12 protein-coding genes are annotated in these 12,701 nt (G+C 45.0%); all 12 read right to left on the reverse strand.

All coding sequences use genetic code 11. The features are described 5' to 3' along the window. Nucleotides 1-7: 7 nt before the first annotated feature. Nucleotides 8-760 (reverse strand): monofunctional biosynthetic peptidoglycan transglycosylase, encoded by a 753-nt coding sequence (mtgA, locus tag BMX44_RS03490; protein WP_090628050.1) that lies wholly within the window; start codon nt 758-760, stop codon nt 8-10. Nucleotides 761-1,438: 678 nt separating this feature from the next. Next, nucleotides 1,439-1,876, reverse strand: coding sequence for a hypothetical protein (locus tag BMX44_RS03495; RefSeq protein WP_090628186.1), 438 nt, complete (start codon nt 1,874-1,876; stop codon nt 1,439-1,441). A 44-nt stretch (nt 1,877-1,920) separates the two neighbouring features. Next, nucleotides 1,921-2,958, reverse strand: coding sequence for a Holliday junction branch migration DNA helicase RuvB (ruvB, locus tag BMX44_RS03500; protein ID WP_090628052.1), 1,038 nt, complete (start codon nt 2,956-2,958; stop codon nt 1,921-1,923). Between the two features lie 11 nt (nt 2,959-2,969). Further along, a complete protein-coding gene (ruvA, locus tag BMX44_RS03505) occupies nt 2,970-3,554 on the reverse strand; it encodes a Holliday junction branch migration protein RuvA (protein WP_090628055.1) in 585 nt (194 codons plus the stop codon). Further along, nucleotides 3,551-4,066 carry a crossover junction endodeoxyribonuclease RuvC gene (gene ruvC / locus BMX44_RS03510; protein WP_090628057.1) on the reverse strand — a complete coding sequence of 172 codons (516 nt, stop codon included), beginning with the start codon at nt 4,064-4,066 and terminating at the stop codon, nt 3,551-3,553. Before ruvC ends, ruvA begins: the two co-directional genes overlap by 4 nt. Nucleotides 4,067-4,086: 20 nt before the next feature. Continuing rightward, nucleotides 4,087-4,812, reverse strand: coding sequence for a YebC/PmpR family DNA-binding transcriptional regulator (locus BMX44_RS03515; RefSeq protein ID WP_090628060.1), 726 nt, complete (start codon nt 4,810-4,812; stop codon nt 4,087-4,089). Between the two features lie 116 nt (nt 4,813-4,928). Further along, complete coding sequence (gene glmS, locus BMX44_RS03520; protein ID WP_090628064.1) at nt 4,929-6,776, reverse strand: glutamine--fructose-6-phosphate transaminase (isomerizing); 1,848 nt, start codon at nt 6,774-6,776, stop codon at nt 4,929-4,931. Between the two features lie 39 nt (nt 6,777-6,815). Beyond that, nucleotides 6,816-8,186: a bifunctional UDP-N-acetylglucosamine diphosphorylase/glucosamine-1-phosphate N-acetyltransferase GlmU gene (gene glmU / locus BMX44_RS03525; RefSeq protein WP_090628066.1), complete on the reverse strand. Its 1,371-nt coding sequence runs from the start codon at nt 8,184-8,186 to the stop codon at nt 6,816-6,818. A gap of 232 nt (nt 8,187-8,418) precedes the next feature. Next, entirely contained in the window at nt 8,419-8,841 is a 423-nt protein-coding gene (locus BMX44_RS03530) for a F0F1 ATP synthase subunit epsilon (RefSeq protein ID WP_090628069.1), read from the reverse strand. A gap of 15 nt (nt 8,842-8,856) precedes the next feature. After that, the gene (gene atpD / locus BMX44_RS03535; protein ID WP_090628073.1) at nt 8,857-10,236 is read right to left on the reverse strand and encodes a F0F1 ATP synthase subunit beta; all 1,380 of its coding nucleotides are present in this window, start codon (nt 10,234-10,236) and stop codon (nt 8,857-8,859) included. A gap of 24 nt (nt 10,237-10,260) precedes the next feature. After that, the gene (gene atpG / locus BMX44_RS03540) at nt 10,261-11,148 is read right to left on the reverse strand and encodes a F0F1 ATP synthase subunit gamma (protein ID WP_090628076.1); all 888 of its coding nucleotides are present in this window, start codon (nt 11,146-11,148) and stop codon (nt 10,261-10,263) included. A gap of 3 nt (nt 11,149-11,151) precedes the next feature. Further along, the gene (gene atpA, locus BMX44_RS03545; RefSeq protein ID WP_090628079.1) at nt 11,152-12,693 is read right to left on the reverse strand and encodes a F0F1 ATP synthase subunit alpha; all 1,542 of its coding nucleotides are present in this window, start codon (nt 12,691-12,693) and stop codon (nt 11,152-11,154) included. Between the last annotated feature and the right edge of the window lie 8 nt (nt 12,694-12,701).

Genomic DNA, 12,701 nt, shown 5'->3' on the forward strand with positions numbered 1-12,701 from the left:
TGAATCTTCAGGGTATCTTTGCCGAATGCAACCGATCGAGCAGAATATCTCGCTTTCTCAATAAATGTGGAGAGTTTTGATTCTTGTCATAAAAACGTGGATTGGTCACCATAGCCGCCAGATATGTTGCCTGCTGTTTTGTTAAAGATGCTGACGATCGACCAAAATAATGCTGTGCCGCCGCCTCTACGCCAAAAACGCCGTTACCCCACTCAATCATATTCAGATAAATCTCCAGAATACGCTGCTTGGACATTACGGTCTCAAGCATTACTGTAATAATGGCTTCTTGAAGTTTCCGCCATATGGATTTCTGCTCGGAAAGAAAAAGATTTTTAGCCAGCTGCTGGCTGATAGTCGAACCGCCAACCGTTATTTCACCTTGTGATAAATTCTTCTTCAACGCATTCCGAATTGAATCATAGTCAAAACCTTGATGCTGAAGAAACTTACTGTCCTCAGCTACAATAATTGCCCGTTTCATTTCATAAGAAATTTTCCTATAAGGCATCCATGTATGATGCAGCGATGCAACTGGGTTTTCCTCACGCAAAATTTTCAGTTGGGATTCCATAAACGCACTACTCGGCGGATTATTGTGTTTCCAGTAAAGCACATGACTCATCAACCAAAGTTGATACAAAAACAACATGTAAATCAACAGCAGAGACAACCGCCAGAGCCAGCACCTGAGTGTCTTTGTATATCCTGCTGTTCTTCCTTTAACAACTCTTTTCGTTGTTTTCTTTTTCTTCTTCATGGGTGACGTTTCAATTTACAAGCATTGTATTGAATAATGTACTTGAACAATCAGTGCAAGACATAGCCGATGACAATACATAAGATTTAAATTTTAAATGACTGTGGACCAGTTAAGATTTCCGATGAACACATCACACCGATGGGAAACAGCCTTGATTCAATAAGAACACGAAAACTTTTACCCTTTTTGAATCGGTGGTAATCACATAGAGTTATTTTAGGCAGTCTGCAACGCTTTCACACCGGTTATAGTCTGGTTGCCAAACAACAAAGGTGAATTCACTTACTGGATTACGTTGAACATGCCTGACCATCCTGCCGTTGCAACATCATCTGACATGATTGCCTAATCAGTATAGGTAATCTATAACAAACATGATCATTTGTTTACTGGAAAAATAGTCTGCGGTGCTGGAACCGACCTGCTCTTACTACAGACATATTTGCACCAATGACGCATGGAAAAATATTCAGTAGTAACTGAATACATTGATAAAGGGGCAATGCGTCGAATTGGGAGCGGCACAACTGCGAGAGCAATTTTTTAAACAACCATCTGATTATAAGGTTATTTCTGTTATCTTATCGTTCTTCGTCGATGTTGAAAGTAATGGTTAAAATATGAGGAGAAATACCTTAATCTAAACCACCTGCCAAGAATTAGGGCCCATTTCTGCTATGTTGCTCTGCTCAAAGTAAAATTATAAACAAGATAATAACCGCCTCGTTCAACCAGAGTTATGTTGATGTTAATCGGACCGCTCGAATACGCCGCCACACCGGAGTAATTAAGCCGCTTTTCACCAAACAAGGAAAATACACTCGATATGCGTGAAAAATCCAGTTCATCAATGGAATAAAATCTGCCAAAACTGCGATAGTGATCAAGCAATTGATCCAGTTGCTCGTCTGTGATGGTCTGTTTTGCTTCCGGCGCAAGGTGCCTGAGCAAAGGCTCCTTTTCCCAGGTGGAGATTTCCGCCAGGATTTTTGCTACGGCAGGCTCTGCCGATTGGCTGTATTGTCTTTTTTCGCGGTCCGTATAAAAATACAGCATAATCACTACAGTCAGCAGAATGGCAATAATAAAACGCAATGTATGAGCTTGTTGCATAATTGAAAACAATTAAAATGATTAAATCGAGTAATGAACGGCTTTCATTCTTCCCATAACTCTCCCTGTATGCCGCTTCTGGGCAATGGCAGCCCAAAATGACGGTAAGCGATGATTGTCGCCATACGGCCCCGTGGTGTACGTTTAAGAAATCCTTGCTGAATCAAATACGGCTCCAGAACATCTTCAATGGTGTCACGTTCTTCTCCGATAGCAGCGGCAAGATTATCAACACCGACCGGCCCACCTTCAAATTTCTCCAAAACAGACAATAGCAGCTTTCTATCCATGATATCCAGACCAGTCGAATCGACATCCAGCATACTCAGGGCAGCATCAGCAATTTGTTTCGTCACCTGACCATTGGATTTGACTTCTGCGTAGTCACGCACACGGCGCAACAGGCGATTTGCAATACGCGGCGTGCCCCGTGAACGGCGCGCAATTTCCAAAGCACCATCCGGCGTCATCTCTACATTTATCAACCCGGCCGATCGTTCCACAATTTTACTCAATTCATTCGCTGTATAAAATTCCAGCCGCGAAACAATACCGAAGCGATCGCGCAGCGGGTTCGTCAGCATACCGGCACGTGTAGTTGCGCCGACTAGTGTAAACGGCGGCAAATCCAGTTTGACAGATCGTGCTGCCGGGCCTTCACCGATCATAATATCCAGCTGATAATCTTCCAGCGCCGGATACAGAATTTCTTCAACCATTGGCGATAAACGGTGTATTTCATCGATAAACAACACGTCATTCGGCTCCAGGTTTGTCAGCAAAGCAGCCAGGTCACCGGGACGCTCCAGCACGGGGCCTGATGTATGACGTAAATTGACGGTCATTTCTCTGGCGATGATATGCGCCAGCGTGGTCTTGCCGAGTCCCGGCGGGCCAAACAGCAAAACATGATCCAACGCTTCCCGGCGTCGGCGTGCAGCCTCGATGAAAATACTCAATTGACCGCGGATTTTTTCCTGACCGACGTAATCCTCAAGCATTTTCGGACGCAATGCGCGCTCCAGAACTTCTTCTTGAGCTGAAGATGTAGTAGCTTTGATCAGTCGGTCCGTTTCAATCATAACGCCGGAATTTATTTATCTTTTGACAATTGCTGCAAAGCACGGCGAATACCCTCAGTCACAGTCGCATCCGGTGGTATCTGCTTAATGGCCCAGTCAACTTCGCGTTCATTATAACCCAGAGACAGCAGCGCGTTCATAACGTCAAGAGTTTGGTCAGCGGTTCCAACTGCGAGAGTCAGGTCGTCAGCAGCGGCAATCAGTTTCCCTCGCAATTCCAGCAAAAGCCGTTCCGCTGTTTTTTTTCCGATTCCGGGTATTTTTACCAGCCTTGCGCTATCATCCGATTCGACAGCATGGTGCAAATCAGTGACGGTCATACCGGATAGTAATGCCAATGCAGTTCTTGCACCGACTCCTGATATTTTGACAAGCTGACGAAAAGCTTCTCGCTCTTTCTCGGTTGCAAAACCGAATAATAAATGCGCATCATCCCGAACCATAAGATGCGTATACAGTGTCACCTGCTCACCCACCGCCGGAAGATCAAAAAAAGTGTTCATCGGTACATCAACTTCATAACCGACACCCGCGACATCCAGTACGATTCGTGGCGGCTGCTTTGTCAGAAGAATACCCTGTAGTCTACCGATCAAACCAGTCTTCCTCTTTTCATACGCAAGCCCGATGAAAGCTTACCCAACCCTGCACCTCCATGCGCGTGGCAAATTGCGCAAGCCAGCGCATCGGCAGCATCTTTTCCGGGAATACCTGTGAGACTAAGCAACTGTATTACCATGGACTGCACCTGGTCTTTGTGCGCATGTCCGTTTCCAACAACTGCCTGTTTAATCTGCAGTGCAGTATATTCAGACACATCAAGGTTATGTAGCACCGCCGCACAGATTGCTGCCCCCCTGGCCTGTCCCAATAATAACGTCGACTTGGGATTGACATTGACAAACACTTGTTCAACAGCAACCTGATCGGGCCGGTATTGTGAAATAATCTCTCGCAGATTATCCATTATTAACTTAAGACGAGCCGGCAAAGTGCCTTCGTGAGTCCTTACGCACCCGCTACCGACATACGTTAATTGATGCGCGCACCAGTCAATGACACCAAATCCTGTGGTACGCAATCCCGGATCTATACCTAGAATTCGAATATGACCACCTGTGTTTGAAATTACTCATCAAGTACCGCTGTGGTATAAACAGCCTGAACGTCATCCAGGTTTTCCAGTGCGTCAAGCAGCTTCTGCATTTTGGCCGCATCGTCACCAGTTAAAACAGTTTCATTGATAGGCTTCATTGTCACTTCTGCCAATTCAGCGATAAAACCGGCATTTTCCATTGTCTCCTTTGCAGAAACAAATTCATAAGGTGCTGTAACAACCTCAACACTTCCATCATCATTGCTGATGATATCTTCGGCCCCAGCCTCCAGCGCCGCTTCCATAAGCTTGTCTTCCGGTGTACCCGGTGCAAATATAAACTGCCCACAATGCTTGAACTGAAAAGCAACCGAACCATCAGTGCCCAGATTGCCACCGAATTTACTGAATGCATGGCGCACATCTGCAACAGTTCGCATCCGGTTATCCGTCATGCAATCGACCATCACCGCAGCACCTGAAATTCCATAACCTTCATACCGGATTTCTTCGTAATTGACGCCCTCAAGATCGCCACTACCACGCTTTATGGCACGTTCCACATTGTCTTTGGGCATATTCTGGCCAAACGCTTTGTCCATGGCGAGACGCAATCGCGGATTACTGTTTGGATCTCCGCCGCCCAATCGGGCAGCTACGGTTATTTCTTTAATTAAGCGTGTAAAAATTTTACCGCGTTTGGCGTCTTGTGCTGCTTTCTTATGCTTGATATTCGCCCATTTACTATGACCTGCCATTTATTTTACATCCTGTATTAAGAAAGTTAATCTTACCATTCGCCACGACCGGGAAAAAAGAAAAATACAGCGTTCAATACAGCATGAATCCAAGCTAAGAATGCAAACAGTTTCATTTATTCTACCGTTACCGCTTTAGCAAGATTTCTAGGTTTATCCACATCGGTGCCCTTGACAAGGGCAACATGGTAAGCCAGCAATTGCAGCGGTATCGTATGTAAAATCGGACTCAAAATTCCCGCATGCTCAGCCAGTCGAATAACGTGAAGGCTATCACTCTCTTCAATCTCAGTATCTGCGTCAGCAAAAACATATAATTCCCCGCCCCGGGCGTTTACTTCCTGCAAATTTGATTTAAGCTTTCCCAACAGCTGATCATTTGGCGCTATGGCGACAACCGGCATATCCCTGTCTACAAGCGCCAGCGGGCCATGCTTTAATTCACCCGATGCATACGCTTCGGCGTGAATATATGAAATTTCCTTTAACTTCAAAGCACCTTCCATCGCAATCGGATAATGCATTCCACGACCGAGAAAGAGTGCATGACGTTTCTCAGAGAACCGCTGCGACCACTCCTGGACTTCTGGTTCTATCTGCAACGATGCTTGCAGCGCAGCTGGTAAATGCCGCAGCATGGCAATCATCTCGCGCTCTTTTTCTACCGATAACTTGCTGCGCATCTTTGCCAGCAACACGGTCAATAACAATAACGAAGCAAGTTGCGTGGTAAATGCTTTTGTCGAAGCAACGCCTATCTCCGGTCCTGCACGCGTCAAAAACCGCAGATCTGTCTGCCTGATCAGCGCACTTTCTGCTACGTTACAGATTGCCAGACTGTGCAAATGGCCCAGTTGCTTCGCATAATTCATCGCGGCCAGCGTGTCTGCAGTCTCACCAGATTGAGATATACCTACAACCAGCGTATGAGGATCTGCAACTGGATTACGATAACGATATTCACTGGCTATCTCAACGGTACATGGCAGTCCAGCGACGGATTCCATCCAGTACCGCGCTACGAGACCAGCATGGTAACTTGTACCGCAAGCAAGAATAAGCAAACTATGCGTTTTCGAAAATATTTTCTCGGCAGCATTACCAAACAGGCCGGGAGAAACGGATTGAGCATTAAATACCATTTCAAGCGTATTAGCCACGGCGCTCGGTTGCTCGAAGATTTCCTTTTGCATAAAGTGATCGTATGGGCCCATGTCGATTGCATCACTCGTCAAATCGCTTTGATGAACAGGTCGCTGAACTTCGCTGCCTATATATCCCTCCGAGCAATCGAAAATATGGTATTGATCTTTATACAGCTCGGCAACGTCACCTTCTTCAAGATAAATCATATTGCGGGTTGTCTGCAGCAGAGCGGATGCATCAGAGGCTGCATAAATACCATCTTCACCCAATCCTAATAATAACGGGGCGCCGTTACGCGCGACTACGATTCGTTCAGGGTTTTCTTCTTCCATCACTGCGATGGCGTACGCACCCTGCAGTTCAGATATCGACAAACAAACCGCTTTCAACAGATCCGTCGTATTTTTTAAATTATATGCAATCAGATGTGCAATAACTTCGGTATCCGTATCCGATACGAATTCATAGCCTTCTGCCTGCAACTGCTTGCGCATTGATTCATGATTTTCGATAATACCGTTATGGACAACAGCAATTCTGGACTCAGTTCCAGACAAATGCGGATGCGCGTTTCGTTCAGAGGGTTCACCATGTGTCGCCCACCGTGTATGCGCAATACCCGCTAATCCGTACGTACTTTGTTCATCAGCCTTTTTTTTCAGTTCGGCAACTCGCCCAGCAGTTCGCAATCTCTGCAGCCCATTATTGGTAATCACCAGACCTGCTGAGTCGTAACCCCTATATTCCAGGCGCAACAACCCTTCGAGCAAGACGGGAACTACATTGTTATTTGCAACAGCACTCACAATTCCGCACATACGATTTATCCCTGTACCAGTAATTTTTTTGCAAAAGAGCTATGATTTTGACGGTCGCTTCCATCCGGATATACTGACCTGCTTTGATCTTGAAAGCGTTAATTCATTTTTGGGAGTATCTTTGGTTATCGTGGAACCAGCACCAATGGTTGAACCATATGCAACTGTTACCGGTGCAACAAGTTGCGTATCGGAACCAACAAACACATTATCCTCGATAATCGTTTGATGTTTATAGGCGCCGTCATAATTACAAGTAATCGTGCCCGCACCGATATTGACATTCTCACCAATCGTGGTGTCTCCAATATAACTAAGGTGATTTACTTTACTGCCAGACGCAATTCTGCTTTTTTTCACCTCAACGAAATTACCAATGTGCACGTTGTCGATAAGTTCCGTTTCCGGTCGAATTCTTGAGTACGGGCCGATTCTGCAATTAGCCCCAATTTTTGCATCTTCTATATGACTGAATGGCAGTATCGTTGTCTTCTCTGAAACAGAGACATCTTTTAACAGACAATTAGCCTTGACCTTTACATGATCACCTAATATGACTGTTCCTTCAAAAACACAATTGACGTCAATCTCAACATCTGCACCGCAGATTAATTCACCCCGAACATCTATCCTTGCAGGATCACGCAAAAGTGCGCCCTTTTCCAATAATTTTTGCGCATAATTGTGCTGATAAATACGCTCGAGTTCTGCCAGCTGCACCTTGCTGTTGACGCCCATTATTTCCCAACTATGCATGGCGGGTGAAGATACGACGGGCACATTCTGAGCTACTGCCATCTTAACAATGTCTGTCAGGTAGTATTCCTGCTGGGCGTTATTTGATTCCAGTTTTGGCAACCATGAATGCAAATATTGATTCGGAATAACCATGATACCTGTATTAATTTCGTGTATGGCCTTTTGTACGGTGTTAGCGTCTTTATCCTCTACGATATTTTTGACTTCGCCGTTGTTTTCGTCACGAATAATCCGCCCATAGCCATCAGGATCGTCAACTATCGCCGTTAATATGCCACATACACGATTTTGCGTCGCGTCGATGAGTTTTTTTAACGATGCAAGGCTGACAAGAGGTACATCTCCATATAGAATTAAAGTCAATCCCTCCCTATCTAAATATGGCTGTGCCTGTAAAACAGCATGTCCCGTACCTAATTGAGGTTCTTGCATAACCCATATCAAACTTGTATCACTGGTAACATTCCTTACGCTTTCTCCACCATGACCGATTACAATACAAATCTGGTTAGGAGTTAACCTATTGGCCACATCCAGAACATGCGCGAGTAAAGCCTTACCAGCCAATGTATGCAATACCTTGGGCATAGATGAATGCATGCGCTTCCCCTTGCCTGCAGCCAAAATGACTATATTCAGTTCAGACGTCATTATAAATACTCCTCTTGCGAAACTATGCAATTTACTAGATCAATTATAGATTGTATTATTATTTCGTATACCATCGATGCGTCTGAAACAGCACAATACCACACGTATTTCAGGAGACAAAACGGTTATCTGAGTTCAATTAATCCTTTTAATTTCAACAACAAAAGCACTTGATATAAAAAAAAAGGCGACATTCAATTGTCGCCCCTAGCTTATACACATGAATAGTGTACTAATGTCTGCGTTTTCTTAATTTCTCAATGGCAGCCAACTGTGCTACAGCTTCCATTAATTCAGCCTGTGCACGCGCATAATCCAGTTCGGAGGTGCGATCCTTCATTGCATCTTCAGCAGCACGTTTCGCTTCTATTGCCTTCGCCTCATCCAGGTCGTCGCTACGTATCGCTGTGTCGGCCAATATTGTAACCACATCCGGCTGAACTTCAAGCATTCCGCCTGAGACATACACCAATTCTTCTTCTTTTAGCTGCGCTTTGATTCTTACCATTCCTGACTTAATCTTCGTCAATAAAGGTGTATGTCGCGGATATATACCCAGTTCACCCATGAGTGCGGGCGCAACGAGAAATTCTACGGGACCCGAATAAATTGATTCTTCGGCACTGACAATATCCAGATGAAAAACTGTACCCATTTTTATATATACTCGTTATTGAATGCTTTTGGCTTTTTCTACAGCTTCTTCAATACTGCCAACCATATAAAATGCCTGTTCTGGTAAATCATCGTATTCTCCAGTAACAATGCCTTTAAATCCTTTAATGGTTTCTTTCAATGGTACATATTTGCCTGGTGCACCGGTAAATACTTCAGCTACATTAAATGGCTGGGAAAGGAAGCGCTGGATTTTACGTGCCCGACCAACAGCAAGTTTGTCTTCGGCTGACAACTCATCCATGCCCAGAATCGCAATAATATCTCTTAATTCCTTGTAGCGCTGAAGGGTTTGTTGAACCTGGCGAGCGGTATTATAGTGCTCTTCCCCAACAACTAAGGGATCGAGCTGTCTCGATGTTGAATCCAACGGATCTACTGCCGGATAAATTCCAAGTGATGCAATATCTCGCGATAACACTACGGTAGCATCCAAATGGCCAAAGGTTGTCGCAGGCGACGGGTCAGTCAAGTCATCGGCAGGTACATATACTGCCTGAATCGAAGTAATTGAACCCGTTTTAGTTGATGTAATGCGTTCTTGCAAGCGCCCCATTTCCTCTGCAAGTGTGGGTTGATAACCTACTGCAGAAGGCATACGTCCCAACAATGCAGACACCTCCGTGCCGGCAAGTGTATACCGGTATATATTGTCAACAAAAAACAGAACATCCCGGCCTTCGTCCCGAAATGCTTCAGCCATGGTTAAGCCTGTCAGCGCAACGCGAAGTCTGTTCCCGGGTGGCTCGTTCATTTGACCATAAACCAATGCTACTTTATCCAGTACGTTCGAGTCCTTCATCTCATGATAAAAGTCATTACCTTCGCGTGTTCTCTCTCCGACACCCGCGAAGACGGAATAACCACTATGTTCGATAGCAATATTCCGGATCAGCTCCATCATGTTGACTGTTTTACCAACACCTGCACCACCAAACAGACCCACTTTACCGCCTTTAGCAAATGGGCAAATCAGATCAATAACCTTAATACCGGTTTCGAGCAATTCAGTCGACGCCGATAATTCATCAAAAGCTGGCGCCTGACGATGTATGGACATTGCCTGCTCCGAGCCGATCTCACCCATTTCATCTATTGGGCGGCCAAGCACATCCATGATCCGTCCAAGTGTTTTAGTACCAACCGGAACCGTAATCTCCGCTTTGGTATTCGTAACTGTCATGCCGCGACGCAATCCATCGGAAGACCCTAATGCGATTGTGCGTACCACACCGTCACCCAACTGCTGCTGAACTTCCAATGTCAGATCAGAACCTTCCATTACTAATGCATCGTAAACTTTTGGAATGGAATCACGTTCAAACTCCACGTCTACCACCGCACCAATACACTGAACAATTTTTCCTTGACTCATTGTTTTATCCTAAATACTTTATATTTAAACAGCTGCTGCGCCGCCCACTATTTCTGACAACTCTTTGGTAATTGCCGCCTGTCGTGACTTGTTATAAACAAGCGTTAATTCATCGATTACGTTACCTGCATTATCTGAAGCAGCTTTCATTGCCACCATTCGCGCTGATTGTTCAGAGGCCATATTTTCCGTCACCGCCTGATAGATAAGCGCTTCTACATAACGAACCATAATATCATCTATAACCGGTTTCGCTTCAGGCTCATAAATATAATCCCAGCCGGTAGACGATGCATTTTTATCGCTGTCTGCTTCAGATTGCATTTTCTCATCACTGAGTGGCAGCAGTTTTTCCATAACAGGCTCTTGCTTCATGGTATTTATGAAGCGATTATAAAAGATATAGACGCGATCAAAGTGGTCTTCAGTGTAACTATCCAGCACGACTTTAACTGCTCCAATCAGTTTTTCCATATCGGGTCTATCGCCTAACCCGACAACCTGTGATATGACATTTGCCTTGAGTCTGTTCATGAATCCCAGGCCTTTGCTACCTATGCAGCAGACTTCTACCTCTTCGCCTTCAGATTGCCATGTTTTGATTTCGCTTAGTGTACGCCGAAGCACGTTAGTATTAAGCCCACCGCACAAACCCTTGTCAGAAGTTATCACGATTATACCAACGCGTTTAACGGTATCGCGTTCAACCAAGAATGGATGCCGATACTCGGTATTTGCCCGACTCATGTGCGCAGCTACATTTCGTATTTTATCACCATAGGGTCTGGCTTTTTTCATACGATCCTGCGCCTTGCGCATCTTTGATGCAGCAACCATTTCCATAGCGCGCGTAATTTTTTGCGTATTTTTTACGCTTTTAATCTTATTGCGTATTTCTCTGCTGCCTGACATCGCTTAGTAGGTTCCGTTTTTCTTGAATTCTTCAATTGCAGCAACAAGTTGTTTCTCTGTTTCCGCATCGAGCTCCTTGGTACTTTCAATTTTTTCCAAAATTGATCCATGCTGACCACGAATATAACTTTTCAGCGCAGCTTCGAATGCAAGTGCGCGATTTACATCCACATCATCAAAATAACCATTGTTGATTGCAAACAATGTCAATGCCATTTCTGAGACACTCAAGGTCGCATATTGAGGCTGCTTCATCAGCTCTGTAGCCATTTTACCGCGATCAAGCTGCTTGCGAGTCGCCTCATCCAGATCGGATGCGAACTGTGCAAATGCCGCCAACTCTCTATATTGCGCCAGCGCCAGACGTATACCGCCACCAAGTTTTTTAATGACTTTCGTTTGTGCCGCGCCACCAACACGCGAAACAGAAACGCCTGCATTGATAGCAGGCCGTATACCGGCATTAAACAAGTCGGTTTCCAGAAATATTTGTCCGTCCGTAATTGAAATTACATTCGTTGGTACAAACGCGGTAACGTCACCAGCTTGTGTTTCAATAATAGGCAAAGCCGTCAGCGATCCTGTTTTCCCTTTTACTGCGCCATTCGTCTCTTTTTCTACATATTCGACGTTAACTCTGGCTGCTCTTTCCAACAGGCGTGAATGCAAGTAAAACACATCACCCGGATATGCTTCGCGACCTGGTGGCCTCCTAAGCAGCAGTGAAATCTGGCGATATGCCCATGCCTGTTTTGTTAAATCATCATAAACGATTAGCGCGTCGCGACCGGTATCACGGAAAAATTCTCCCATCGTACAGCCGGAATAGGGCGCAATAAATTGCATAGCTGCTGATTCCGATGCGGTGGCTGCTACTACGATCGTATACTCCATAGCGCCATGCTCTTCAAGTTTGCGAACCACATTCGCAATTGATGATGCTTTTTGCCCAATAGCCACATAAATACAAAGCATATCCTGGCCTTTCTGGTTAATAATCGCATCGATTGCTACAGCGGTTTTACCCGTTTGGCGATCCCCGATTATCAACTCGCGCTGGCCTCGACCAATAGGCACCATAGAATCCACTGACTTTAAACCAGTTTGAACAGGCTGATCAACTGATTTGCGCCATACTACACCTGGAGCAATTTTTTCAATAGGCTCCGATCTTTCAGAAGTAATAGGACCTTTTCCATCAATCGGTTGTCCAAGGGCATTTACTACACGCCCAAGCAATCCTTCTCCTACAGGAACCTCCAGAATTCTTCCAGTGCACTTAACAGTGTCCCCTTCAGAAATATGCTCATATGCACCCATGATCACAGCACCTACTGAATCCCTCTCCAGATTAAGTGCAAGCCCATAGGTATTACCTGGAAACTCCAGCATCTCACCTTGCATGACATCCGACAAACCATGTATTCGAACAATACCATCTGTTACCGAGACAATGGTTCCTTGCGTACGTACTTCTGCTGTATCAGCAAGTCCTTCTATCCTATTTCTAATCAGCTCACTGATTTCGGATGGATTTAACTGCATTTCTTTTT

The sequence above is a fragment of the Nitrosomonas marina genome, assembly GCF_900110145.1.
Lineage (GTDB): Bacteria > Pseudomonadota > Gammaproteobacteria > Burkholderiales > Nitrosomonadaceae > Nitrosomonas > Nitrosomonas marina.